Below are 25,478 nucleotides of genomic sequence, written 5' to 3' on the forward strand. Positions count from 1 at the left end.
CTTATTTAACAAATATAGTTATTAGGTTTAATCAAGATACATAGGCCAAAATCCGAATTTATTGTTCCTCTTCTCCGGGGCTTATGGATGACATCCAGTTTCTCCCATTTACAAAGCGGGAAACCACCATAGCAGCTACGGTATCACCTGTGGCGTTTAGCAATGTGGCCATAGGATCAACCAGTGTGCCTATGATCATGGCAGGAGGGAGGGCCTCGGGCGGAAAGCCATAGGCCGATATGAACAGCAATTCCCCAATATAGCCGCCGTTGGGGATACCGCCTTCTACCAGGCTCACCAAAACCGTCATGGCCAGGGCAATACCGATGGTTTCGGCGCTGTTAAAACTTTTGCCAAACAAGGCAAATACTACAGCCATTTTTACAATAGAGGAGATGCTTGAACCGTCTTTATGCAGCGTTGCACCCAGCGGGATGGTTACGTTGGCAATAATATCAGATATGCCCATCTTTTTAGCGGCATCAAGGTTGGCCGGTATGGTGGCTATACTGCTGCAGGTACCAACCGCTGTTGCCGATGGGATGATGTTATTGCGCCAGTATCTTTTTACGGCGCCTACCCCACCTGCTATAAATGCATAAAGACTAAATATCACCACAAAATAAAACGCCCCCACGCCGTAGTATAAAGCCATAGAACGGGCATACCCACCAAATAACTGCGGACCGAATACGCCAACCTGGTAGGCAAAATAAGCGCCCAAACCAATTGGTCCAAGTTTCATAATAAGGATGAATATATTTTTAAATACCTCGTTGCCGCTATGCAAAAAGCGCCCAAAAGCGGCCCCTTTTTCGCCCGAACGCAAGGTGGCAAAGCCTATCAGTACAGAAAATATGATCATGGCCAGCATACTTTTGCGGGATAACAGCTGGTAAAACTCGCTAGTGGTAAATAGGTTGGTTAATTGATCGCCGATTGGCTTTTTAATGATGGCCTCGGTAATAGGACTGGCCACTAAATGTTGATGTATCGGGAATACCCAGATGGCAATAATGGTTATAACAGCGGCTACAAGTACGGTTGATATAAACACCACCGAAGTAATGCCCAATAATTTGCCCAGTTTATTTGAGGCATCCAGGCCGGCAATAGCAGATGATATAGCAAAGAAAACCAGCGGAACAACCGCCGTAAAGAGTAGGTTGAGAAAAATATCGCCAATGGGTTTAATAGTGTTTACTTTATCACCCAAAAACAAACCGGCGATACTTCCCGCCGTAATGCCTGCTATAAGAAATATAATGCCCTTGTAACTCTTGAACCAACTATTCATGTAGCTAATATAGCCGTTTGCAAAACATTAAAGTATCGCGGCTCAAATTTTAAGCAATTTGTCTCTCACATTTTCCATAAGCCACATCGGGGTTGATGTTGCGCCACAAATGCCTACCTGCTCTTTTCCTTTAAACCATGAATTATCAATATCGTCAGGGCTCGAAACAAAATAAGTAGCCGGGTTAGCTTCCCTGCAAGCTGTGAACAGCATTTTTCCGTTAGATGATTTAGAGCCCGAAACAAATAGCACTACATCAAAACGCGAGGCAAAACCTCTCAATTCCTCATCACGGTTAGAAACCTGGCGGCAGATGGTATCTTTGAGATCAACTTTTATACCCCTTGATTCAAGCCTGTTTTTTACCTGGTATAATTCTGTAGTACTTTTGGTAGTTTGGCTATATAAAGTTATTTCTGCGGGGAGTGTATGAGCGTTAAGTTCGTCATATTTTTCAAATACAATTGCGTGGTTACCGGTTTGTCCTACCAAACCAATAACTTCTGCATGCCGTTCTTTGCCAAAAATGTATATTTCTTTACCACTGTCATATGATTTTTTGATACGATTTTGAAGTTTGAGTACCACCGGGCAAGAGGCATCCATTAACTTTAAATTGTTATTGAGTGCGGTTTGATAAGTTGAAGGAGGTTCACCATGCGCCCTGATCAATACCTCTTCATTACGTAGTTCATTGAACCTTTCGTGATCAATAATAATAAGGCCCAATTGCTGTAAACGCTTTACTTCCTCATCATTATGAACAATATCGCCAAGACAATATAAATAACCTTTCTCGGCAAGGATCTGCTCGGCCATATCAATGGCATATATCACGCCAAAGCAAAAACCTGAATTTTTATCAATACTAACCTGTAAATGCAGCATATTTGATCGATTAATCAAATATACAATATTGTATTAAATTATAAAATTTAGAATGGTATTGAACTATTAAGAATTTTCCTCCGCTAATTTTTGCAGGTCGGTTTTGGAGTGGATGTTTTTATTTTGATAAACATCGTAATGAAAGTCTTCCAGTTTTTGAAGTAAAAATTGCAATGTTAATTTTTCATGCATATTAAGGTTGCCTGTTACTATTTTACCAACATTATTCATATCGTTAAATACTACGTACAAAAGCTCCCTGCCTTTTTGAGTAATAGTAATGCGCTTGCTGCGTTTATCATTTTCATCATCAGTTTGATCCACCAGTTCGGCGGCAATTAAGCGCCTGATTACTTCTGTTCCTGATGTTTTTTCCTGAATGTTGCGGCTGATGAGTTCGCCCTTTAAAAGGTTATCGTGCGTAAGTAATATGGCCAGGCAGGTAAAGTCTTCGGCCGTTTGCAAAGGTGTTTTATCTAACGCTTTTTTTATATAGAATTTTGCATACCGGCTCATGTAAACCACCAAGCGCCCTATGGCATTATCAATTTGAAAAGCCAATTGCTGCGCCTCTGGCTCCTGGTCACCAAATCGTACATCCGAAGAATCTATAGGCTTAACGCTTTCCGTTACATGGTTCAAAAAGAAGCCGGCGAAGTTCTGGAGCGAAAGATCTTTCCCAGGATTTTGGTTTTCAAATTCCTCTATTAAATTCAACATTTGATGGGCCAGCTCGTACGATTTCATATCTTCATTTTACCCGGTATTTAAAATAAGCATATTGGGCCTATTTTAAGTAGCAGTTATTTTAACTTGTAAATATACAATTACGTTTGTTTATTAATAATGTGCAATTATTTTGCCCCTGTTAAGTTTGTTTTTTTAAATTGATAATAAAGGTCCAGATATGTATGATGAAGATTATCAACCGGTTTTAAATCTTTAAAAGTATTAGTGATCTGCATTAACCGGATAGTACTATCGGGTAGGTTTCCTTTCGGTATATCCAACAGGTTAGCAACTTCATCCCCAAGTAGATAGCGCATAAGTTGCACGGTTTCTTTATGGGATAGAGGAGTGATGTTTTCCAGTTTGGAAAAAAAATCTGTTAAAGAGGTTGTCAATGTCTTACCCTGTTCAGATGCTTTAAATTGCTGCGACCTTATAGCTTGTTCAAGATCATAGGCTTCTTTACCATTTGCAGGCAATAATTCAGTTTTAATACCCAGTTTATAACCTATAACTTGCCACAAGTGTAAAAATGCCCGCCTGTCGGTTTCGCTGATATTAATACCAAATTTACGCAGTCCCCTCATCACTATTAATGAAAAAGCAAGATTTGTTCCTGCCATATCTTCCTGATTTATTGGATTGCCCCACGCACTATCCCATGTATTGTATTTTAAGGTGTAATACCTTGCGGCCGCATGCATTAACCTTACTTTTAATATAGCTGCAAACGCTCTGCCATTTTGTTCAAAGGCGCCGGGCGCCATAACGGTCCATACAAACTCAGCGGTATCATAAAGGCGTTTGCCTGTATCATTGCGTATCTTATCTGATAAATATAATACCATTGCACCATCTGCTGCAGCGTAGCAATAGGGCAGCGATAGTAGCCCAAGTAAATTCATGATCAAAGTAGCATGGCGGGTAAAAAAGGCGGAACCTTTGGCCATCAATTTACTATCTGCCCAAAATGGGAGCTGGCACGTATCTTTAACAAGTTGCTCATCCGCGAAAAGTGATGGTAATGATAATTGCGTGTTGCTATTTAATTCATTTAGCCAATTGTAAAGATCTTTTTTTTGCGTGGCTTCATTAAAAACGCGGGCAATGAACTCGTCGGCGGGCACATCACCAACGTGCCGTTGTGACGATAAAAAAGCGTTATCGGTTATCAGTTTATTGATCATTTTATTTTAAATTACCCAAACCACCATCTACACCCAATACCTGTCCGGTTACCCAGGAACTCTCGTCTGATAATAAGAACGCAATAGCAGATGCAATATCGCCCGGTAGGCCAAATTTTCCCAAAGGATGTCTTTTGGCTGCACTTTCCCGTTTCTCTGGTGTGTTTAATAAATTTTGTGTGAGTTGTGTATCTGTTAATGAGGGCGCAACTACATTAACACGGATCAGCTGGGGTGCAAGTTCGGCGGCAAGTGATATGGCAAAGCCTTCAACGCCGCCTTTGGCTGCCGTGATACTGGTGTGATAGCTCATGCCTGTTTTTACGGCAACGGTACTTATCAAAACAATGGATGATGGTGCAGCTTTTAGAGATTTAAGCGCTTGCTGAATAACTCCTGCAGCGCCAATAACGTTAAGCTTGTAGTCATTTAAAAAATCATCGGTAGTTACACGTAAAAATGGTTTTAGGGTAATGCTGCCAACACAATAAACTAATCCATGCAATTGTTCGGGGAGTTGAGATGCCAACATGCTCATGTCGCCTAAAACATCGAGTGCTATATGATTTATTCCTTGAGGCCAATTAATTGCTGGATTTCTTGATGCATTATAAACTTTTGCACCAGCCAAAGAGAGTAAATTAATTAACGAGAATCCTATACCTGAACTGCCGCCAACTACTAAAATATTTTTGTTTATAAAATCCATACACCTCTATTGTATGTAAATATACTAATATTGTAATTATTAATACATTGTTGTATTAGTCCTAAATTTTCTACGTTCAGCCGTTCCTGGCAGGGCAATTTATTATATTAGCGGCCTATTTAATTAAAATGCAGATTGATAAGGCCAGGGAATTTATACTGGATAAAATAAAAAGGGAACTCCCTGCCAATTTTTACTACCACAATGTTACACATGCCGAAGATGTTTATACAGCGGCAAAACAAATTGCATTAGGTGAGGGGATAAGCGCAAATGAAACTGTTTTGTTATTAACCGCCGCTTTGTTTCATGATGCCGGTTTTCTGTATGGGCATGATGATCATGAAAAAAGCTCCTGTAAAATTGCGCGTGAATACTTGCCGGAATTTGATTATTCGCCTGGTGAAATAGCGACGATCTGTGATATTATTATGGCGACTAAGCTGCCGCAAAGTCCACGCAATAAACTGGGTGAAATTATTTGTGATGCCGATTTGGATTATTTAGGCCGGAATGATTTTTTTATACTCAGCAAAAGGTTATTTTCGGAACTTGTAATAACACATCACCTGCAAAATGAACAGGAATGGGATAAACAACAGGTAAGCTTTCTAAGAAGCCATCATTACTTTACCAAAACAGCTATAGCTTTAAGGGCGGCTGCCAAGGAAAAGCACCTGCAAGCAATAATTGAAGCGTTAAATTTAAATAATATACATGTCTAAACCGGAGCATAGTTTACCTGAAATAATTAAGGATGTAGTTACCGTAGTTATTGGGATCTTATTTTGCGGCTTTGCCTTAAAAGGATTTTTGGTCCCCAACCAATTTTTTGATGGTGGGGTAACCGGAATTTCCCTGCTTATTCATGAGCTATATCATATTAATATAGCTTTCGTCATCATTGCAGCCAATATCCCGTTTATCATCATGGGGATGTTCCAGGTAAACCGGGCATTCGCGCTTAAAACCTTTATTTGTGTTATAGGATTGGGCATTTGCCTGTTATATGTGCCTTACCCCGTCATTACATCTGATAAGTTGCTGGTATCTATATTTGGCGGAGTATTTATGGGCTTAGGAGTAGGGCTTTCCATCCGTGGAGGCTGTGCCCTTGATGGTATCGAGATACTGGCTCTTTACACCCTAAAACGCAGCAGCTTTACCATCAGCGAAATTATTTTAGGTATCAATATCATTATCTTTTTAATAGCAGCTTTTGAATTGGGGCTTCCAACCGCGTTGTATTCTATATTAACTTATTACACGGCTTCGCGCACTATCAGCTTTGTTATTGATGGTTTAGAGGAATATACTGCAGTAAACATCATATCCGGCCAAAGCGAGATCATCAAAGAAAAACTGGTAATGGAACTGGGGCGCGGCATTACCATTTATAAAGGTGAACGCGGTTTTTTAAAAGGGAGCTTTGATGTACACCAGCCTGTTGATATCATCTTCACCGTAATAACCCGTTTTGAGGTACGCCGACTAAAAAACCTGGTTCACAGTATTGATCCTAAGGCTTTTGTATTTACCAACAGTATTAAAGAAGCTGCCGGCGGAGTTTTAAAGAAACGCGTAAGGGAACATTAACGTTGAGTGAATGGTTAAGTAGTGAATTGTGAGTAGTTAATAGCGTTCAAGCAAAGTATGAATGATGCAACCATTCACCACTCTCAATTCACCATTCACTAACTCACTACTTCATAAATTTCCACAGGTTTCAACTTGTTTTTCAGGCTTACTTCTCCAATCTTACTGAAAGCGAACGATTCTTTTGCTTTTTCATACACCTCGTCAGTAACAATGATCTGGTTGGCTTTGGCTACCGATTGCAGGCGTTGGGCCAGGTTGACAGCATCGCCAATTACAGTATAATCCAGTCGTTTTAAAGATGCCGAACCAATATTGCCCGATATCATTTCGCCGGAATTTATACCAATAGAAACCTCGGGCTTAAAAGTTTTATCGCCATAAATTATGGCTTCGGCTGCGTTCATTTTTTCTCTCACGGCCAAAGCGGCGTCTATGGCACGGTCAAGGTGGTATTCGCCCCTGAAAACCGCCATGACAGCATCACCCATAAACTTATCAATATGCCCGGTTTGCGCTATAATTTCTTTCACCATCAAATCAAAAAGCTTGTTTATTAAGCCTACAACAGTGTTGGCAGGTACATGCTCCGATATCGCTGTAAAACCACATATATCAATAAATATAACCGTGGCATCAATGGATTCGTTAGATAGCAGACTGGCTTCAAACTCCTTATGGGTCATAAAATTCAAAACATTCTCATCCACATACATGCGTAGGATATTGTTCTCTTTTATGGCCTGGAGTGTTTTTTTGAGCTCAATTACATGTAGCAGGGTTTTTTCGATGGTGATATCCAAATCATCAAAATTTACCGGTTTACATACAAAGTCAAAAGCGCCACGGTTCATGGCGGTACGAATATTATCCATATCGCTGTAAGCAGACACCATTACAGCCTTTAGTATAGGGTTAGCCTCGGGCAGTTTTGTGAGCAGGGTTAGGCCATCCATTTCGGGCATGTTGATGTCGCTTAGCACAACATCAATATCAGGTTCCTCGGCAAGTTTAACTAATGCTTCAAAACCGTTATGGGCAAATACAAAATCGTAAACCTTTTCGCGTATCTTCTTCCTGAATTTTTGTTTTATCAAAAATTCCAGATCCGATTCATCATCAACCACCAGTATCTTGGCCATTATTGTTCTATATGTTTAAGTTTTTCTTTTAAATTATTAAAATCAAGCGGCTTGGTCAAAAAATCATTCGCGCCTAATTCCATTGATCGTTTGTAATTCTCGTCATCGCCATAGGCAGTTATCATCATCACCACCGGCGGTGGCTTTTCGTAAGTATGCCTTATTCTATCCAAAAGCTCTAAGCCGCTCATGCCCGGCATGTTGATGTCTGATAAGATCAATACCACTTCCGAATGGTTAACAGCCAGGAATGTCATGGCTTCTTCTCCGGATTGCGCAAAGTTAAACCCAATTTCTCCACTTTTTATTTCTTTGCGGAAACGTTGCAAAAACAACGGCTGTACATCAGCCTCATCGTCAACAACAAGTATTTTCATAAGTAAGTATTATTCCAATTTAAATTTTATGTTTATTGTACAAGTTGTTAAGAAAGGCAATTCTTGTCAATTGTATACTATTAATTAGTTTTTATATCGGGAATGGTAATAGTAAACCGGGCAAACTCCCCTTCGGCTGTTTCCACCTTCAACTCGCCACCATGCCCTTTGGTAATGATATCATAGCTCATTGATAGGCCTAACCCTGTTCCCTGCCCGGTAGGTTTGGTGGTAAAGAAAGGCTGATATATTTTATCCAGCACTTTTTGAGGGATGCCGGTGCCATTATCGCTTACGGTAATTTCAACAGCGCTTAGGCCTGCCGCGTTTTTAACCTTTTTGGTAACTACACTTACAGTAGGTTCATAACCCGGTATGTTTTGCTTTTTCTTTTCGGCAACAGAATAAAAGGAGTTATTAAAAAGATTGAGCAATACCCGGCCCAGGTCCTGCGGAATAGCTTCTATTTTACCCAGGTTTTCGTCGAAACTGGTTTTCATACCGGCGTTAAACATTTTGTCTTTAGCACGCAGACCATGGTAACTTAAGCGCAGGTATTCGTCGGCAAGGGCATTAACATCGGTGGGCTCTTTTTTACCTGTTGTAGTGCGTGAGTGTTGCAGCATCCCTTTTACAATGGCATCGGCGCGCTTGCCATGCTGGTTTATTTTGGTAAGGTTTTGGGTAATATCGCTCATGATGTCATCCGCTTCCTGCTTAACGTCATCCGGCAATTTGCTTAATATTTCGTCCTTAAGTTCTTCCAGTAACTCAATACTTACTTCGCTAAAATTATTTACAAAGTTTAGTGGATTTTGAATTTCATGGGCAATACCGGCAGTTAGCTCACCCAGCGATGCCATCTTTTCCTGTTGTACCAGTTGTGCCTGGGTGCTTTTTAGTTCGGCCAGGGCGCCCTGCAATTCTTCTTTCTGATGAGTAAGCTCGGCCGTGCGTTCTTTAACCTGGCTTTCCAGGTTTACTTTCATTGCGGCCATCATGCGGTTTTGCTCTTCCTCATTTCTGCGTTTGGTGCGTTCAACTTCCAGAGCTTTATTTTGCTTACGATTAATAAACCACATAGCACAGGCCCATAAAAAAGCAAACGCAACGGCGCTTTGAAAAAAGTCCTCAGTGCTTTCAAAAACCTTAGGGAAAAGTTTTTCAAACACATCCGAAATAAAAGATGCTATAGCATAGGGTATTATAGCATTACTAAGGTTACGGCTACTTTTAAACTCATCTATAGCATAAGGTAATGCTACCAGCCCGAATATCAGGAGGTGATCAAGCCAAAGAATTAACGTTGTTTTATGAAAAGTAAACCCAAGGCATAACAATGCAACGGCGGCATACATGGCATAAAGCATATATTGGGCTAAATCGGGCCTGGTGCCTTCGGCCTTTATCTTCTTGCGTAGCTGGGTTGCTATTAAAATTGCTATAAGTGGTTCAAATGTAATGCTCATAAAGTATTAGGTGTCACCTGTGATGTTTTGTATGTGTAAAGCAAACAATTTAAAACTAATATTTTATTTGCACTAAACAGAATTTAATAAACATATAGATTATTTATATAGCCATCTGTTACATTTTAAAACGCTTTATTACGGTAAGATTTGTAAAAGACATATAAACTTTGTAATTATGTATGTACAATTATAAACCATGGAAAATTCAAGAAGAGATTTTATAAAAAAATCAGCCATAGCAACAGCTTTGGTAGCTGCCGGGCCGGTAAATAACAGTTTTGCAATCCTGCATAAGGATTTGCAACCCGATGTGCAAACCATAGGTCATGGTGGTTTTACTTACAAAGTTGATAAGGGATGGGCCAAAATCAGCGTAAATAGTAACCCCCTGGCCAACTGCCATGAGATGGTACAGGACAGCAAGGGCCGCCTGATCATGCTGGGCGATCATACACAAAACAACATCCTTGTATTTGATAAGTCGGGCAAGCTGTTGGATTACTGGGGCACAGCCTTACCGGGCGGGCATGGTTTAACCATCAGCAAGGAAGGCGGCGAAGATTTCCTGTTGCTGACCGATTGCGGCTGGGCGCAGGACAAAACCGGTAATTCCTACGGGCAATCTGGCCAGGTATTGAAAACTACAATTGATGGCAGGCTGATCTTTGCCATTGGGCATCCGCGCACCATCGGTGTTTACAAGGATAATGAGCCTTTTAAACCCACCGAAACGGCTGTTGCACCCAACGGTGATATTTATGTGGCCGATGGATACGGATCTGATTATATCATTCATTATGATAGCAAGGGGCAGTATATTCGTCATTTTGGCGGGCATAATAATACCAATAAAGATCATAACCTGGTTAACGCGCATGGCATCACGGTAGATACCCGGGATAAGAATAACCCCACACTAATCTGTACCTCCCGCGAGGAAAACTGCTTTAAAGTATTCACCATGGATGGTAAGTTCATCAAACGCATTGATATGCCGGGAATGTATGTTTGCCGGGCGGTAATGAATGAGCAGAATATTTATGCCGGTGTTTGCTGGTCAAAAAATGCGGCTGGGCAGCGGTTTGATTATTCGGGTTTTGTAACCGTGCTTGATAAGGATAACAAAGTAGTTTCCAATCCCGGCGGATCGGCACCTGTATATAAGAATGGCGTTTTACAGCCCACCTTGCAGGCTACAAACCCGGTATTTCAGCATGGTCATGATGTTTGTGTTGATGAGGATAAAAACGTGTACGTATGCCAGTGGAATGCCTACCATACCGCGCCGGTAAAATTAACGCGTGTATAATTTGATTGGAGGCCTTTGTCAATATCATTGAATAATATGCCAAAATGAATAGATGTCGGTTGATAAATTTTTATAAACTTAGCTGTTTATCAAATTGATTTAAATCGATAAAACGTTTTACTAATTATGTATATTAATACAATTAAACAAAGGCTACTTTCATTTTTATTGTGCGCTTTAATTTTAAGTGCCTCCAACCTAAATGCACAGAGTGTTTCAAAAACGCCGCTCCCCTTATCTGAATTGCAGCAAAAATTTGTAGACCTGCGCTTTGGAATGTTTATCCACTTTAACATTCCAACCTACCAGGACGCTGATTGGCCTGATCCGGAAACACCTGCATCTTTATTTAACCCAACAAAACTGGATTGTGTACAGTGGGCAAAGGCTGCAAAATCAGCAAATATGACTTATGGTTGCCTTACCACAAAGCACCATAGCGGTTTTTGTATCTGGGATACCAAAACTACCGATTATAACGTGATGCATAGCCCGCTGAAAAGGGATGTGGTAAAGGAATACACTAAAGCATTCCGGGATCAGGGTTTAAAGGTGATGTTGTATTATTCAATTTTGGATACACACCACCGTTTGCGCCCAAACATGATCCAGCCAAAGCATATTGACATGGTTAAAAAGCAAATTACAGAGTTGCTTACCAACTACGGTCAGATTGAAGCACTTATAATTGATGGATGGGATGCCCCATGGTCAAGAATTTCTTATGACGATGTTCCGTTTGAAGAAATTTATAAGCTGGTAAAATCAATACAGCCAAACTGCTTATTGATGGATCTTAATGGCGCCAAATACCCAGCCGAAGGTTTATACTATACAGATATTAAAACCTATGAAATGGGTGCCGGTCAGCGGGTATCAAAAGAAACCAACAAAATGCCGGCATTGGCTTGTTTGCCAATTCAAGCCAATTGGTTCTGGAAAACTGATTTCCCTACAACCCCAATACGTGATGTAACCAAGCTGGTAAATGATGTATTGATCCCTCTTAATAATGCCAGCTGTAACTTTATCCTTAATGTGGCGCCAAACAGTGATGGCTTATTTGATGATAATGCACTTGCTGGTTTAAAACAAATAGGGCAGTTATGGAAAAATGAAGGTCCGGTGGCTAAATTGGGCGAAACAGGTCCTCCTATTATATCGCATAACCTGGCTAAACGTGTACCGGCTAATTCAAGCTGGAGCGATGACTCAAATATTATGGATTTTGCCAACGACGATGATTTTGAATCATCATGGCAATCAAACCCAAGGGTAAAAAGCCCATGGTATGAGGTTACCTTAAAACCAGGGCAGCCATTTAATACCGTGGTGATTTTTGAGCGTAAAGCCAATATTAAAAAATACAAACTGGAGTACCTTGATGGCACTACCTGGAAAACAATTTTTGAGGGCGAAAACCTTAGCCGTGTTAAAGTTAACCGCTTTAACCAGGTAAAGGGAGATAAAGTGCGCATGTCTATCCAAACATATAACGATGCGCCAAGCATTACAGAATTTGGTGTTTATAACGAAACGAAATAGATGTGCAGATGTCATGAGTAGTCAAATACTCACCACCTAAAAAACAATAGCTTCATTTTAAAAAAATGAGGCTATTGTTTTTTAACCTTTATAATAATTTGCACATCTGATGGGGGATTTGCACGTTTGGCTTTCGAAATCTGCATATTTGCACATCTGACATCTGAAATCCGCACATATGCATTTCATCTACCCGGCCTTTTTATTTGCATTAGTTACGCTGGCCATTCCTGTCATTATTCATTTATTCAACTTTCGTAAGTTTCAAAAGGTTAATTTCAGCAATGTTCAGTTTTTAAAGGAGATCCAGGAGCAGCAATCGTCCCGCAGAAATTTAAAGGAGCGGCTCATCCTTGCTTCCAGGTTACTGGCATTGGCCTTTTTGGTCTTCGCTTTCGCCCGGCCATTTATTCCCGCCCAAAACTCGGTAAGCGCAGGCAGGCTAAATGCCGTGAGTGTTTTTGTAGATAACTCATACTCCATGCAAACCCTCAACCGGGAGGGCTCCTTACTTGATGATGCAAAACAAAAAGCCAGGGAAATAGCATCAGCCTATAATATAAATGATCGTTTCCAATTACTTACTCAGGATTTTGAAGGGCGGCATCAACGCTTGCTAAGTCGTGATGAATTTAATGATGCCGTTGACCAGGTAAAGATCAGCCCCCAAACCCGTACACTGCAGCAGATCATCAGCAGGCAACAGGGTCTATTAAAAATGCAGCCCGGCGCAACAAGATCGGCCTATATCATCTCCGATCTGCAAAAAAACATGGCAGATAAGCCATTAAAAACCGATAGTGGTATTGCCTTTAGTTTAATTCAACTTAAAGCCGGTAACCTGCCCAATGTAGCTGTTGATTCAGTTTGGCTATTAAGCGCCATACATCGCCCCGGCGAAAGTGAGAAACTGGTTATTCAGCTACATAACTATGCCGATGAAAAGGCGCAGAAAATCCCGCTTAAAGTACTGATCAACGGCGCACAAAAAGCTTTAGGCAGTTATACCATTGCGGCACGATCAAAACAAAACGATACATTATCCTTTATGGGCTTGCAGGCCGGCTGGCAACAGGGCGAAGTGCAACTGCAGGATAACCCAATCACATTTGATAATAAATTTTACTTTAGTTTTAACGTGGCACAGCAGATGCCCGTTTTGCTGATAGATGGGGGAACTCCAGATCCATATCTTAAGGCTGTTTTTGCGGCCGACCCGTTTTTTAAGGCTCGGCGCACGCCCGACGGTAATGTTGATTACGCAGCATTAAACAGCTACCCATTAATTGTTTTAAGCGATATTAAAGCCATATCTTCCGGATTGGCGCAACAATTAAAAAACTATGTATCCAAAGGTGGTATTTTGATGGTTTTTCCGTCGGCCGATGCCCAATTGACAAACTATCGCTCGTTTCTACAGGCGATGAATGCTGCATATCCCTTGAAACTTATTACTGAAACAGGCAAAGTATCCGGCCTTAACCGCCAAAGCCCGGTATTTAAAAATGTGTTCGAGAACTTTCCGGCAAATCCGGATCTGCCCACGGTTAAAAAATATTTTCAGTTAAGTACTTCTGCAGGCACCCCGGATAACCTGATGACTTTAGCGGGTGGTGATCCTTTCTTAGCCGGATATAGTAGCGGCCGGGGCAAGGTTTACGTATCTGCCGTGCCACTTAATGAAGATTTTAGCAACCTGCCACGCCACGCGCTTTTTGTGCCTGTGTTATTCAGGATCGCTTTATTAAGCGGGCATGATCTGCCGCTGTTTTACACGTTGGGGAAGGACGAAACTTTAGAGATAGCACCTGTGCAGGTCACCGGGAAACAATTACTCAAACTAAGCAAAGGCGATCAAAGCAGCATTCCCGATGTGCGGCAGCAGGAGGGGAGTACGCTGATCTATGTATCAGACCAGTTGCATCAACCCGGAATTTACACTTTAAAAAAGCAGGATAGCACAGTAGCTACGCTGGCTTTTAATGATAACAGGAGCGAATCTGACATGAGTTACCTTAGCCCATCGGTATTAAAAGAAATCATGCCAAAGGCAACCACCTTAATTACAGGTGGTAATGCTTCTTTAAAAGGTATTGTTACCGAAACAAATTTAGGTACACAATTATGGAAACTTTGTATAATTTTGGCATTGATTTTTCTGGCTGCCGAAATTTTGCTCATCAGGTATTTTAAACCCGATATGCAGGCTGTAAAGCAACCGGTTTAATCAACAAAAATCCCTTAAAGCAGTGCTAATGAATTTGCTTATCAAATCTGCCACTATCCTTGATCCCGGATCACCCTTTCATCAACAAGTTGCCGATATTTTAATTGAAAACGGCGTTATTACCCGTATTGGCGACGATATTGAAGCCGATGCCGAACTGGTTGAGGCCGAAGGTAAATATGTATCGCCCGGTTTTTTTGACCTTAATTGCAATATTGGCGAATTAGGGCTGGAAACTAAGGAGGATATGCGTACAGGTACCCAGGCTGCCGCAGCCGGTGGCTTTACTGGTGTGGCAATGATGCCGAATACAGTACCTCCCGTACACTCCAAAGCCGAAATTGAATACCTGCTTAACCGCGCAAAGGGTAACCTGGTAGATGTGTATCCTTTGGGTACCATATCGCACAAGCGTGAGGGTAAAGACCTTGCCGAAATGTATGATATGTATTTAAGCGGCGCCAAAGCATTTACTGATGGTAACCGCCCTGTACAGGATGCCGGCCTTATGGAACGTGCCCTGTTGTATGCCCAGGGGTTTGACGCTTTGGTTTTCTCGTACCCGGAAGATACCGCTATTGCGGGAAAAGCGAAGGTGAATGAGGGCGAGATCAGCACGTTGCTGGGTATGAAAGGCATTCCTTCGCTGGCCGAAGAACTGATGATAGCCCGGGATCTTTACCTGGCCGAATACACCGTATCTAAAATACATTTCAGCACTATATCCACCGTTCGCTCTGTCGAGCTTATCCGGGAGGCTAAACGTAAAGGGCTGGAAGTTACCTGCGATGTTGCCGCCCACCACCTGGTACTTACTGACGAGGCCCTGCTGGGTTTCGATAGTCAATATAAGGTTAAGCCCCCGCTGCGCACCAAAGATGACGTCAAGGCGCTTATAAAAGGCTTAAAGGATGGCACAATTGATGCCATTGTATCGCAGCACACCCCGCACGAAATTGAGTTTAAAGATGTGGAGTTCGAGGTGGCCGAATATGGTATTACCGGCTTCCAGACAACGTTAGCGCTGGCCCTGCAATCGGGATTACCGGTTGAGCTATTGGTGGAGAAGCTATCCATCAATCCCCGGGAAATTTTGGGAGTAGAGGTAGCCGTTATCGCTGAAGGAGAAAAAGCTAACATCGTGCTTTTCGATGTAGATGCTACATGGGAATATAATAGCAAAAGCAACCTTTCAAAATCAAAAAACTCTCCCTTTATGGGGCAGAACTTAAAGGGGAAAGTGCTGTTAACTTATAATAATCAACAATTACTTAAATAGAAAAAAATGATTGATCCAAAAATAGAAACAGCCTTCCAGGCAGCCTTAGAGGCTTTTTCTAAATATAATAGCTTTGATGCTGTAGGACTAACCGGTGATTTTGGTGATGTTTTCTCATCAGACGAAGATTTTTTAACCAAAGTAGATGCTTTGGATGCGGTATTTGATAATAACCCCCAGGTTGAGGTACTTAGAGAAGTGTTTTTTGATTTATTGATGATCAACTTCTTTAGTGCTGATGTAAAGAAACTGGAAGAAGATTACCTGGATACCCCAGAGTGGGAAGATATTGAAGAGCAAACGCTTGATCGCGGTACCGAACTGTTGAACCTGTTATTGTATCTGAATGAGTGCGAAGACGAAGATATTGAGCCAGAGTTGGAAGATTACCTTAAAGAGTTTTTGTTGGTTGATGAAGACGAGTTTCAGGATGAATACCGCATTTACGAGCCTGTTATCTCTAACCAGATCCTGATGGAAAGCCCGGTTGAAGAAATTGCTAATGTAGCAAACAGCTTACCCGAAGATTCTGAACTTGCAGAACTGTTTTATCCGATGATGTGCTTTTTCCAGAACGTTGATCCATCACCTGAAGCAAAAGCTATCATAGCCGAAAACGCTTTGGAAAAGGATTTTGATATGGCTGTGTTAGAGATATTGGTTAATTTTCAATAAGCTTTACACCCATTAATTAACGTAACATGAATGAAGAGATTGGTAGAAAGATAAAAAAACAAGGGCTTATTAATGGTTTGCTATTAGGTGGCATATTATCTGTAACAAGCATCCTTTATTTTTATTTTATGATTTTGATTGCAAAATCGGCTGTTTCCATAACCATTGGTTCGGTATTGTTTTCATACGTACTGCCCATTGGGATATCAATTTTATTTTGTAATTATCTTAAGAAGCGCGTTGGTGGTTTTTGGAATTTAAGGCAAGCTACTACAGGTATCTTTATTATGTTTTTTGCATCGTACCTCATGGTGTATATCGTAAAAGACCAGTTGTTTGCAAAAGTTATTGAGCCCAATATGGTTCATAAAACAGAAACGGCAATGCTTAATGCACTTAATAAATTAAAGGAAAGCAGCCCGCAAAATGCAAAAGAAGCAGATTTAAAAATAGCCGAGATGCGTAAGGCATTTGAAGGTGAAAGAAACATCACCGTTGGTCAGCAAATTCAGACGTTTGCTGTTAGCATCATATTTTTATTTGTGTTATCAATCATCTTCGCCGCTTTTTATAAGAACGAGGGACAGGCGCAAAGTCCGCTGGTTGATGGTTCATCGGTATAACATAAGCTTTTATAGCTCGATCTTACAGGCCTTTTCTGAAAAGAAAAGGCCTGTTTTTTTTATAAAGATGGCTTAAGTGTGTATTGTTCACAGGCTTACATAAATAAACATCTGGTGATATAGCTGATTTATGAAATATTAGTTAATTTAGTTCAATAAACAACCTAAAATCATGACAGCAAAAAAAGCAAGTCCATCACAACCCGCAATCAAGTGGGCATTAATCAGCCTGGTTACGTCAATAATCATAACTTATGCATTCCAGTTTCTTAATGTAGATCCTAATTCATCTGTTAAATACCTTAATTTTCTGCCTTTTATAGCTTTTCTATTTTTAACACAAAAGGAGTACCGGGACAAACTGGATGGTTATTTAACCTTTGGAGAAGGCTTTTTATCGGGTTTTTTATATTCCGTTTTTACCGGCGTATTAACTGCAATATTTACCTATGTGTATTATGCCATATTGAGCCCGGAAATGGTTGAAAAAATGATCTCCTCTACACAGGCTCAACTGGAAGCAAAAAACATGTCGCAGGAACAGATAGATTCGGCCATGAACATTACTCGTAAATATTTCGCGGTGTTCGGCGCTGTAGGCGCTGTTTTCATTTCGGCGATTATAGGAGCTGTTATAGCGCTTATAGGTGCAGCCATATTTAAAAAAGAGCGTTCACCATTTGATGTAGCCGGTTATGATGATTCAACACCAATTGATCCAGCTGTTTAAAGCAAATTAACCTTATAATATTACAGGCCCTTTCTGATAAGATTGGGCCTTTTTGTTAACGGCTTTTTTTATTCCCTCCCAACGGSAGGGGKGCRGCTGCAATGCGCGCAATGGCAKGGRGRGGTTTCGCYGRCATGCYATCTACAGCTGTATTTGAACGCCTGATTTAATTSCTTTTCCCGCTGTTTGTGTCCTCACAAACAGCCTGCACGATTAATTTGGTAGCAGCAGTTTGTGGGGRCACAAACTGTGGGGATAAGGAATATTTGTTAACGGTTTTTTTATTCCCTCCCAACGGGAGGGGTGCGGCTGCAAATGCGCGCAATGGCAGGGAGGGGGGGCGCTGGCATGCCATTCGCAGTGGTATTTGAACGCCTGATTTAGTACAAACTATCGGTAACAAAAACAGCCCGGAGGTAAATCCCCGGGCTGTTTCTATATGCAGAAAGAAGTACTTACTTCTTCATTACTTGCTTTACAATATCATTACCAAAAACAAATACCATTAAAGTAACCAGTATTACAAACCCAACAATCTGGGCGCGCTCCAGGAACTTATCGCTTAGCGGCTTACCCTTAATCATCTCGATGATAAGGAATACAGCATGCCCGCCATCAAGCGCCGGGATAGGCAACAAGTTCATCAGGGCCAATACCATTGATAAAAAGCCTACCAGGCTCCAGAAGTGAACCCAGTCTATCGTGCTGCCAAACAGGTTGGCAATTGCAACCGGACCGCTTACTGCTTTGTTAAACTTTACATCGCCCTTAAATATTTTACCTAAACCTTTGGCGTTATCGGTAAAGGTGCTTATGGCTCTTGACGCACCTATTGGTAAGGATGCAAAGAAACCATATTTAATGGTTCTTATCTCGGGAAGGTCGTTTTTAGATGGATAGAAACCCAATGTGCCATCACTGCCTAACTGGGCTTTTATCACCATAGGGTTGCTATTGCGTTTTATGGTCAAATCAACCAGCTTTCCTTTGTTTTTTTGAAGTTCGGGTTTTACCTGATCATAAAAAGCTATAGGTACATTGTTAATGGCAACAATACTATCCCCTTTGAGCAATCCTGATTTTCGTGCTGCTCCATTTGGAGATAAAGAATCAACCACAAATTTCATCCTTGGCACACGGCTTATAAATTCTTCAATACCGTTATCGCTCAGGTCATTTAATATAGTGTGTGGTACCGTTACACTTAACGTTTCGACACCGCGCTGAACTGTAAAAACCGTATTTTCAAGTAATACCTTAGGGCTGGTAAGGTCATCAAAACGCTCAACAGCTTTGCCGTTAACAGCAGTGATCTTATCGCCGGCCATTAACCCAATTTTTTTACCAACTACGCCGGGTACAATACCGTATTTAGCACTTGAGTTTGGTATATAGCTTTCGCCGAAACGCATGGTCAGGATCCAGAATATCAGGATACCCAGTATAACGTTTACGGTAACACCGCCAAGCATTACTATTAAACGCTGCCAGGCTGGTTTTGAGCGAAACTCCCAGGGCTGCGGCGGACCGGCCAACTGATCGGTATCCATGGATTCATCTATCATACCGGCAATTTTTACATAACCACCCAAAGGCAGCCAGCCAATACCGTACTCAACACCTTTATATGTAAATTTAAACAGGCTTATGTTCCATGCGTCAAAAAACAGGTAAAATTTCTCTACTTTAATCCCGAAGGCGCGTGCCGCTAAAAAGTGCCCCAGCTCATGCAGGATTATTAAAATTGAAAGGCCCAGTACAAGCTGGCCCACCATGATCACTATACTCATTATTTATATTTATCTATTAGTAGTGTATTGCCTTTAACGGCAATTTTTGTATAAAATTTTGCGCAAAGATGCGTGTTTCTTTGTCAGTATTCAAATAGTCAGTTAAGGTTGGCTGTGCTATATAAGTTATATGTTGCATGCATTCCTCAATAAGGTTGCTCATGGCCAAAAATCCTATACTGTTGTTTAGGAAACCAGCCACAGCTATTTCATTGGCCGCATTAATAATACAAGGCATGTTACCCCCTTGTTTTAAGGCCAGATATGCTAAATTAAGATTACGGAAAGTATCCAGGTCTGGTTTTTCAAAAGTGAGATTTGGATAATCAGTAAAACTAAAACGTTTAAAATCATTTTGCACGCGGGAAGGGTAGGTAAGCGCGTACTGAATGGGCAGCTTCATATCGGGCAAACCCATTTGTGCTTTAATAGATCCATCTTTAAATTGCACCATCGAGTGGATGATTGACTGCGGATGAACTATTACCTCAATCTGGTCGGCTTCTATATCAAAAAGCCATTTGGCTTCTATCACTTCCAGGCCCTTATTCATCAGCGAAGCCGAATCAATAGTAATTTTGGCACCCATTACCCAGTTAGGGTGTTTAAGCGCATCCTCGCGGCTTACATTGGCCAAAAAATCAAGTCCCCGACCGCGGAATGGTCCCCCGGAAGCAGTGATGATCAACTTTTCGATAGGGTTAGCGCTTTCGCCTGCAAGGCATTGAAATATAGCCGAATGTTCTGAATCAACAGGAAGGATTTTTACACCGTATTGTTTGGCGAGTGCGGTTACAATTTCGCCGGCTACAACCAGGGTTTCTTTATTGGCCAGGGCAATATCCTTGCCTGCTTTAATAGCAGCAATGGTAGGTTCCAGTCCGGCAAAGCCAACCATAGCGGTAAGCACCACGGCAATATCAGGATGGGTAACCGTATCTATAATTGCCTGATGCCCGGCAAGTACGTTTACCGGCAGGTGAGCCAATGCTTCCTTTACCTGCAGGTATTTACTTTGATCGCATATGATAACATACTCCGGCTCAAATTCAATGGCCTGGCTAATAAGTAAATCGGCATTGGAATGTGCAGTAAGTAAAAAAGCCCTGAACAAATTGCCGTTACCCTTTATAACCTGGAGGGTTTGTGTACCTATACTGCCTGTTGAGCCAAGTATGGCGATGTTTTTGTGTTGATTACTCAATGTAACTTTTAAATATTTCTAAAATCGCCAGTGCTTCATATCTCGCCATGACGTGTTTGTTAACGTAAGTACACTCTAAATTGGCCTGTCACCCTGAGCCTGTCGAAGGGTCGCGCGCAGAGGCCTTTGCCCACATGCTTCGACAGGCTCAGCATGACAGCCCTTTTTTAAAATGTTATTTCCTTTCCAGGTTTTTGCAAAATTTTACCACTCGCAATAACGTGTTTTCTTATTTGCTAATATACTCATTTAAACCGTCAGCTATTTTTCTATCGTTTGATAGCCTGGGTACTTTGTTTTGTCCGCCCAGCTTACCTTCCGATCTCATGTAATTGATGAATGCGTCTTTTTGCAGGGCTTGGATGATCAAAGGTTGCAAAATGTTACCTTCAATCAGGTCAAAATAGTAAATATTTTTCTTTTGCAGTGCTTTATCAACTTTTATGGCAAATGCATGAAGGTTGGCAGGTGGCGTGCCAAACTCCACAAACCATTCATGATAGGGCAACTGACCGGCTGGTGGATTAACCTGCGGCGCTACGGTGAACTCAATTACATCAACCGCCTCTTCGTTAGCAACAGTCATCAACGCGTGTTCTACTTCTTCGCCAATTACATGTTCGCCAAAGGCCGAGATATAATGTTTAATACGGCCCGTTACGATGATCTTATAAGGGTTTTTGGAAATAAATTTAATAGTATCGCCCAAACTATATCCCCACAAACCGGCGCTGGTATTCATGATGAGGGCATAGTTTTTTTCCAGCTCCACATCCTTAATGTTAATTCGGGTAGGGTACTCGTTAAAATATTCTTCGGATGGAATAAACTCATAGAATATGCCTGAGTTAACCAACAGCAACAGCCCGGTTTCTTTCTGCGAATCCTGGAAAGCGATAAAACCTTCAGATGCTGGATACGTTTCGATAGAATCTATTTTAAAACCAATACTCTCTTCCATCCGGGCGCGGTAGGGCTCATAGTTTACACCGCCATGCACGTATAACTTAAAGTTTGGAAAAATGTCTTTCACCTTTTTGCCTCCTGCTTTTGCCGAGAGCCTATCGAAATACATCTGGCACCAGGGTGGTATGCCGCTGATAAGGCGCATATCCCGGTTATAGGTTTCCTCAACAATGGCATCCACCTTTTGCTCCCAGTCTTCGATACAATTGGTATCATAACTGGGCAGGCGGTTTTTTTGCAGGTAAGCCGGCACGTGGTGCGCCACAATGCCCGAGAGCCTGCCGGTAGAAACGCCATTCTTTTCGGCTAATACCGGGCTGCCTTGTAAAAATATCATTTTGCCATCTACAAAATCGGCATTGCCGGTTTCATGGATGTAACTGAGCAGGGCATTACGGGCAGCTTTGATATGCTGTGGCATGCTCTCTTTGGATATTGGGATGTACTTAACACCAGACGTAGTGCCCGATGTTTTGGCCAGATAAGCAGGCTTGCCCGGCCATAGCACGTTTTCTTCTCCTTTTACAACCCTATCAATATAAGGGCGCAGATCCTCATAGTCATGAATGGGTACATTTTTCTTAAAGTCTTCGTAATTGTTGATCTGCGCAAAATTGTGCGCTTTACCAAATGTGGTATCCTTTGCCTGGTAAATGAGTTCGCTGAATGTTTTTTGTTGCAGGGCGGGCGCATTTTTGCGCAAGTGGTTAAGTTCCTTGTTTACCAGTGCAGCAAACGCTTTGCTCAATACAGATTTTAAACCCATTGTTTAATTGGTTTCGGCAATATCATCATCAACATCCTTGTGGCTGTAAACTAATTTACGGTAGGTTACCATAATTATTACCTGTATAAAAGGAAAAGTTAAAAGCACCCAGCAATAAGAAGCCAGGCGAAATATAAAGCCCTGTTTGCCCTCATCAAGACCAAGCAAACTTATTACAGCTACAAGTGGTATTAAGGTTACCACCAGAATAGAAATTATAATGGCAAAAATGCCAAGCGTTTTAAAGAAGTTATCCTTAGTGATTTCGAAGCTTTGTTTTAATGATTCTATTGGGGCCGAGTCATCATCAACAATAAAACAAATGCAAAAAATGCTGCGCAAGCTGATATAAAGAATAAGCAATAATTCCACTACTTCAATGATGCTTGAAATGCCTAAAACCCTATCTGCAAAAAAATATATCAATGATAATATGAGGATAAACACACCGGTAATCAATCCTATTATTACAAAATTGAAGGTCATTTTAAATGAAGGCAATATGTCTTTAAGCTCAAACTCATAGTACTGCCTATCCATAAGAGTTAATATGAGTTTATAAAAGCTTAAACCAATGTAACATTGTATAACCAACTGTATAAATATGAAAATGAATTTGGTTACATAATCACCTATCAGAAAAAAGGTTTTGAAAAAATCAACCACCTCATTAATGAACAACGATAGAACCGAGTACACTATAAGTGGAACGAAATTTTTCTTTAAAATATTCCATGCAGTTTTAATGGTTTCTGCAACAGAAAATGAGTGGTACATAGGTGGTTATGATCTGTTAAAAATTACCCGCTTCCAAAAATCCTGCATAAATCCTATTCCGTAGGCCGTAAGTTGAGTGAAGGCAGCTATAATGCTCAAAAATGCGATTTTTGCCGATCTGTTTTTCCACCAAGCGTGAAAAAATATTAACAAAATGATAATAGCCAGTATAAAGTTCCCTAATCGGGCTATTTGCCAGCCAAGCAGGTTGAAAATGAGGGTGAAAAGAATGAAAAGTGTAAAGGCTGCCGGGAAGAAATGAACGGCCTTTAATTCCCGTGGGAAAAATTTATAAATGTTGATCCGCGCCCGGCCAAAAAAATGTAGTTGCTTAAAAAACTGGATAAAATTAGTTCTCCTTTTATGAAAAACAATAGCATCAGGTATCAGCCCGATCTTGAAACCCATAGAATGAATGCGGATGCTATACTCAATATCCTCGCCAAGGCGTGTTATGATAAACCCGCCTGCCTTTTCCCATACCTGTCTTGATACGCCCATATTAAAGCTGCGCGGGTGAAACTGCCCAATTCCTTTTTTATTACCACGTATGCCGCCGGTAGTAAAAGGGGAGGTCATGGAGTAGCTTATGGCTTTTTGTGTTGGTGTAAATGAAGCGTGTGCGCCATCTGGTCCGCCGTAAGCATCCAGGTAGTTTGTGGCTAAAGAGCTGTTCACTATCTCCAGGTAATTAGCGGGGATCAGGCAATCCGAATCGAATATGATAAAGTACTCGCCTTTGGCCCTTTCAAAACCAAAGTTGCGGGTAAATCCCTGACCTTCGTTGGCTTTTTTAAAGTACCTAACATCAAGCTTATCGATAAAACTGTTTACAATAGCCTCTGCATCGTTAACAGAACCATCCTCTATCACCAAAACCTCAAAGTCCCGGTACGTTTGCAGTACAAGGGTATCCAGCAGTTCTTTGATCTCCTGCGGGCGGTTATATAGTGGAATGATGATGGAAAAAAACATACTGTTAGATGTGCAAATGCGCAGATTTCAAATGTGCCGTTGAAGCTGCGGATTTTATGATTTTTTTGATCTTAAATTTTGTTTGATTTTTTGATGTGCTCATAAGGTTAATCATTATACAATTTTTCACCCTCACATTAAACAATTCGCATTTGCATATCTGCACATGCGAAATTTGTACATCAAATCGTCTCCTCTACCTGGTAATGATTACGTTCACTTGAATTACGGGAAACCAGTTCGGCAACAAAGCCGGTTAAAAATAGTTGAGAGCCTAAAATTATGGCAACAAGCGCTATGTAGAACATGGGGCTCGAGGTCACATCTCTGTATTTTTCGTTGTGCGCGATTAGGTAAAGTTTATCAGCGATCATCCAGATAGCTATTACCAACCCGGTAAAAAAACTCAATGTTCCCAGGGTGCCAAAAAAGTGCATGGGGCGTTTGCCAAACTTACCTACAAAAAATATAGATAGCAGATCAAGAAAGCCGTTAACAAATCGGCTCATGCCAAATTTTGTCTTGCCGTATTTACGTGCCCGGTGCTCAACAACCTGCTCTCCAATTTTGGTGAAACCAGCCCATTTGGCCAATACAGGTATATAGCGGTGCATTTCGCCATAAACTTCTATATTTTTAACAACGGTGCTGCGATAAGCTTTTAAACCACAGTTAAAATCATGCAAATTATCTATGCCGCTCATTTTCCTGGTGGCGGCGTTAAATAATTTTGTTGGGATAGTTTTGCTGAGCGGGTCGTAACGTTTAGCTTTCCAGCCCGATATCAGATCGTATTTTTCTTCAACAATACGGCGATATAGCTCCGGGATCTCATCCGGGCTGTCCTGCAGGTCGGCATCCATGGTGATCACAACATCCCCACGGGTAGCTGCGAAGCCCATATTTAAAGCGGCAGACTTGCCATAATTACGCCTGAATTTTATCCCTTTTATAAAAGGGTTGTTTAGCCTTAATTTCCTGATCATTTCCCAGGAACCATCCTTACTGCCGTCATCAATCAATATGATCTCATAAGTAAAACGGTTGTCGTCCATTACGCGGCTTATCCAAGAGGTAAGCTCGGGCAATGATTCAATTTCGTCATAAAGCGGTACTACTACTGATATATCCATTTATTCGGGATGCGACGTTGGGCTAAAATAATGTTTGCCCGCAATCATCCGCAAAAATATAAAAAATAGGTAATGGTTTGTA

23 protein-coding genes are annotated in these 25,478 nt (G+C 41.2%); 9 read left to right on the forward strand and 14 right to left on the reverse strand.

Annotated elements, in window-relative coordinates:
- Positions 1-58: 58 nt before the first annotated feature.
- From AC1DYB_RS12285 to AC1DYB_RS12305, 5 genes are all read right to left on the reverse strand, one after another.
- Positions 59-1,297 carry a dicarboxylate/amino acid:cation symporter gene (locus AC1DYB_RS12285; protein ID WP_295718043.1) on the reverse strand — a complete coding sequence of 413 codons (1,239 nt, stop codon included), beginning with the start codon at positions 1,295-1,297 and terminating at the stop codon, positions 59-61.
- Between the two features lie 42 nt (positions 1,298-1,339).
- Entirely contained in the window at positions 1,340-2,185 is an 846-nt protein-coding gene (locus tag AC1DYB_RS12290) for a 4-hydroxy-3-methylbut-2-enyl diphosphate reductase (protein WP_477435240.1), read from the reverse strand.
- Positions 2,186-2,251: 66 nt separating this feature from the next.
- Entirely contained in the window at positions 2,252-2,932 is a 681-nt protein-coding gene (locus AC1DYB_RS12295) for a MarR family winged helix-turn-helix transcriptional regulator (RefSeq protein ID WP_477396018.1), read from the reverse strand.
- Between the two features lie 107 nt (positions 2,933-3,039).
- A complete protein-coding gene (locus tag AC1DYB_RS12300) occupies positions 3,040-4,101 on the reverse strand; it encodes an oxygenase MpaB family protein (RefSeq protein WP_477435242.1) in 1,062 nt (353 codons plus the stop codon).
- Between the two features lies 1 nt (position 4,102).
- Positions 4,103-4,810: an SDR family NAD(P)-dependent oxidoreductase gene (locus tag AC1DYB_RS12305; RefSeq protein ID WP_477435244.1), complete on the reverse strand. Its 708-nt coding sequence runs from the start codon at positions 4,808-4,810 to the stop codon at positions 4,103-4,105.
- Positions 4,811-4,938: 128 nt separating this feature from the next.
- Between AC1DYB_RS12305 and AC1DYB_RS12310 the strand changes: the two genes are divergently transcribed.
- Both AC1DYB_RS12310 and AC1DYB_RS12315 read left to right on the forward strand, forming a co-directional pair.
- Positions 4,939-5,535, forward strand: coding sequence for an HD domain-containing protein (locus AC1DYB_RS12310; protein ID WP_477435246.1), 597 nt, complete (start codon positions 4,939-4,941; stop codon positions 5,533-5,535).
- Positions 5,528-6,406 carry a YitT family protein gene (locus AC1DYB_RS12315; protein ID WP_295718033.1) on the forward strand — a complete coding sequence of 293 codons (879 nt, stop codon included), beginning with the start codon at positions 5,528-5,530 and terminating at the stop codon, positions 6,404-6,406. Before AC1DYB_RS12310 ends, AC1DYB_RS12315 begins: the two co-directional genes overlap by 8 nt.
- A gap of 98 nt (positions 6,407-6,504) precedes the next feature.
- Here AC1DYB_RS12315 and AC1DYB_RS12320 read toward each other — a convergent pair whose 3' ends face one another.
- The 3 genes from AC1DYB_RS12320 to AC1DYB_RS12330 all read right to left on the reverse strand — a co-directional run bounded on the left by AC1DYB_RS12320 (position 6,505) and on the right by AC1DYB_RS12330 (position 9,394).
- The gene (locus tag AC1DYB_RS12320) at positions 6,505-7,548 is read right to left on the reverse strand and encodes an adenylate/guanylate cyclase domain-containing protein (RefSeq protein ID WP_477435248.1); all 1,044 of its coding nucleotides are present in this window, start codon (positions 7,546-7,548) and stop codon (positions 6,505-6,507) included.
- Positions 7,548-7,925: a response regulator gene (locus AC1DYB_RS12325; protein WP_295718029.1), complete on the reverse strand. Its 378-nt coding sequence runs from the start codon at positions 7,923-7,925 to the stop codon at positions 7,548-7,550. The genes AC1DYB_RS12320 and AC1DYB_RS12325 overlap by 1 nt, the downstream gene beginning before the upstream one ends.
- Positions 7,926-8,005: 80 nt before the next feature.
- The gene (locus AC1DYB_RS12330) at positions 8,006-9,394 is read right to left on the reverse strand and encodes a sensor histidine kinase (protein ID WP_477435250.1); all 1,389 of its coding nucleotides are present in this window, start codon (positions 9,392-9,394) and stop codon (positions 8,006-8,008) included.
- Between the two features lie 199 nt (positions 9,395-9,593).
- Here AC1DYB_RS12330 and AC1DYB_RS12335 point away from each other — a divergent pair, with 199 nt between their 5' ends.
- From AC1DYB_RS12335 to AC1DYB_RS12365, 7 genes are all read left to right on the forward strand, one after another.
- Positions 9,594-10,706: a twin-arginine translocation signal domain-containing protein gene (locus AC1DYB_RS12335; RefSeq protein WP_477435252.1), complete on the forward strand. Its 1,113-nt coding sequence runs from the start codon at positions 9,594-9,596 to the stop codon at positions 10,704-10,706.
- A gap of 126 nt (positions 10,707-10,832) precedes the next feature.
- Complete coding sequence (locus tag AC1DYB_RS12340; protein ID WP_295718023.1) at positions 10,833-12,251, forward strand: alpha-L-fucosidase; 1,419 nt, start codon at positions 10,833-10,835, stop codon at positions 12,249-12,251.
- 178 nt (positions 12,252-12,429) lie between these two features.
- Positions 12,430-14,478 (forward strand): BatA domain-containing protein, encoded by a 2,049-nt coding sequence (locus AC1DYB_RS12345; protein WP_477435254.1) that lies wholly within the window; start codon positions 12,430-12,432, stop codon positions 14,476-14,478.
- 28 nt (positions 14,479-14,506) lie between these two features.
- Positions 14,507-15,757 carry a dihydroorotase gene (locus tag AC1DYB_RS12350; protein WP_295718018.1) on the forward strand — a complete coding sequence of 417 codons (1,251 nt, stop codon included), beginning with the start codon at positions 14,507-14,509 and terminating at the stop codon, positions 15,755-15,757.
- Positions 15,758-15,763: 6 nt separating this feature from the next.
- A complete protein-coding gene (locus AC1DYB_RS12355) occupies positions 15,764-16,432 on the forward strand; it encodes a hypothetical protein (RefSeq protein WP_295718016.1) in 669 nt (222 codons plus the stop codon).
- Positions 16,433-16,458: 26 nt separating this feature from the next.
- Positions 16,459-17,055, forward strand: coding sequence for a DUF4199 domain-containing protein (locus tag AC1DYB_RS12360; protein WP_477435256.1), 597 nt, complete (start codon positions 16,459-16,461; stop codon positions 17,053-17,055).
- Positions 17,056-17,227: 172 nt separating this feature from the next.
- On the forward strand, positions 17,228-17,785 hold the full coding sequence (locus AC1DYB_RS12365; protein WP_295718014.1) for a DUF4199 domain-containing protein: 558 nt from the start codon (positions 17,228-17,230) through the stop codon (positions 17,783-17,785).
- 455 nt (positions 17,786-18,240) lie between these two features.
- On the opposite strand, the gene rseP is transcribed toward AC1DYB_RS12365, so the two are convergent.
- From rseP to AC1DYB_RS12395, 6 genes are all read right to left on the reverse strand, one after another.
- Positions 18,241-19,575 (reverse strand): RIP metalloprotease RseP, encoded by a 1,335-nt coding sequence (rseP, locus tag AC1DYB_RS12370; RefSeq protein ID WP_477435258.1) that lies wholly within the window; start codon positions 19,573-19,575, stop codon positions 18,241-18,243.
- A 16-nt stretch (positions 19,576-19,591) separates the two neighbouring features.
- Positions 19,592-20,779 (reverse strand): 1-deoxy-D-xylulose-5-phosphate reductoisomerase, encoded by a 1,188-nt coding sequence (locus AC1DYB_RS12375; protein WP_477435260.1) that lies wholly within the window; start codon positions 20,777-20,779, stop codon positions 19,592-19,594.
- A gap of 229 nt (positions 20,780-21,008) precedes the next feature.
- On the reverse strand, positions 21,009-22,511 hold the full coding sequence (locus AC1DYB_RS12380; RefSeq protein WP_477435262.1) for a GH3 auxin-responsive promoter family protein: 1,503 nt from the start codon (positions 22,509-22,511) through the stop codon (positions 21,009-21,011).
- A gap of 3 nt (positions 22,512-22,514) precedes the next feature.
- Positions 22,515-23,288, reverse strand: coding sequence for a glycerophosphoryl diester phosphodiesterase membrane domain-containing protein (locus tag AC1DYB_RS12385; protein WP_477435264.1), 774 nt, complete (start codon positions 23,286-23,288; stop codon positions 22,515-22,517).
- Between the two features lie 6 nt (positions 23,289-23,294).
- Complete coding sequence (locus tag AC1DYB_RS12390; protein WP_477435266.1) at positions 23,295-24,263, reverse strand: glycosyltransferase family 2 protein; 969 nt, start codon at positions 24,261-24,263, stop codon at positions 23,295-23,297.
- 182 nt (positions 24,264-24,445) lie between these two features.
- Positions 24,446-25,396: a glycosyltransferase family 2 protein gene (locus AC1DYB_RS12395; RefSeq protein ID WP_477435268.1), complete on the reverse strand. Its 951-nt coding sequence runs from the start codon at positions 25,394-25,396 to the stop codon at positions 24,446-24,448.
- Positions 25,397-25,478: the final 82 nt, after the last annotated feature.

This window comes from Mucilaginibacter sp. P2_A4 (assembly GCF_056405015.1).

Coding starts and splice junctions, on each gene's coding strand:
- AC1DYB_RS12285 (WP_295718043.1), bottom strand. CDS start 1,297: ATGAATAGTTGGTTCAAGAGTTACAAGGGCATTATATTTCTTATAGCA.
- AC1DYB_RS12290 (WP_477435240.1), bottom strand. CDS start 2,185: ATGCTGCATTTACAGGTTAGTATTGATAAAAATTCAGGTTTTTGCTTT.
- AC1DYB_RS12295 (WP_477396018.1), bottom strand. CDS start 2,932: ATGAAATCGTACGAGCTGGCCCATCAAATGTTGAATTTAATAGAGGAA.
- AC1DYB_RS12300 (WP_477435242.1), bottom strand. CDS start 4,101: ATGATCAATAAACTGATAACCGATAACGCTTTTTTATCGTCACAACGG.
- AC1DYB_RS12305 (WP_477435244.1), bottom strand. CDS start 4,810: ATGGATTTTATAAACAAAAATATTTTAGTAGTTGGCGGCAGTTCAGGT.
- AC1DYB_RS12310 (WP_477435246.1), top strand. CDS start 4,939: ATGCAGATTGATAAGGCCAGGGAATTTATACTGGATAAAATAAAAAGG.
- AC1DYB_RS12315 (WP_295718033.1), top strand. CDS start 5,528: ATGTCTAAACCGGAGCATAGTTTACCTGAAATAATTAAGGATGTAGTT.
- AC1DYB_RS12320 (WP_477435248.1), bottom strand. CDS start 7,548: ATGGCCAAGATACTGGTGGTTGATGATGAATCGGATCTGGAATTTTTG.
- AC1DYB_RS12325 (WP_295718029.1), bottom strand. CDS start 7,925: ATGAAAATACTTGTTGTTGACGATGAGGCTGATGTACAGCCGTTGTTT.
- AC1DYB_RS12330 (WP_477435250.1), bottom strand. CDS start 9,394: ATGAGCATTACATTTGAACCACTTATAGCAATTTTAATAGCAACCCAG.
- AC1DYB_RS12335 (WP_477435252.1), top strand. CDS start 9,594: ATGGAAAATTCAAGAAGAGATTTTATAAAAAAATCAGCCATAGCAACA.
- AC1DYB_RS12340 (WP_295718023.1), top strand. CDS start 10,833: ATGTATATTAATACAATTAAACAAAGGCTACTTTCATTTTTATTGTGC.
- AC1DYB_RS12345 (WP_477435254.1), top strand. CDS start 12,430: ATGCATTTCATCTACCCGGCCTTTTTATTTGCATTAGTTACGCTGGCC.
- AC1DYB_RS12350 (WP_295718018.1), top strand. CDS start 14,507: ATGAATTTGCTTATCAAATCTGCCACTATCCTTGATCCCGGATCACCC.
- AC1DYB_RS12355 (WP_295718016.1), top strand. CDS start 15,764: ATGATTGATCCAAAAATAGAAACAGCCTTCCAGGCAGCCTTAGAGGCT.
- AC1DYB_RS12360 (WP_477435256.1), top strand. CDS start 16,459: ATGAATGAAGAGATTGGTAGAAAGATAAAAAAACAAGGGCTTATTAAT.
- AC1DYB_RS12365 (WP_295718014.1), top strand. CDS start 17,228: ATGACAGCAAAAAAAGCAAGTCCATCACAACCCGCAATCAAGTGGGCA.
- rseP (WP_477435258.1), bottom strand. CDS start 19,575: ATGAGTATAGTGATCATGGTGGGCCAGCTTGTACTGGGCCTTTCAATT.
- AC1DYB_RS12380 (WP_477435262.1), bottom strand. CDS start 22,511: ATGGGTTTAAAATCTGTATTGAGCAAAGCGTTTGCTGCACTGGTAAAC.
- AC1DYB_RS12385 (WP_477435264.1), bottom strand. CDS start 23,288: ATGTACCACTCATTTTCTGTTGCAGAAACCATTAAAACTGCATGGAAT.
- AC1DYB_RS12390 (WP_477435266.1), bottom strand. CDS start 24,263: ATGTTTTTTTCCATCATCATTCCACTATATAACCGCCCGCAGGAGATC.
- AC1DYB_RS12395 (WP_477435268.1), bottom strand. CDS start 25,396: ATGGATATATCAGTAGTAGTACCGCTTTATGACGAAATTGAATCATTG.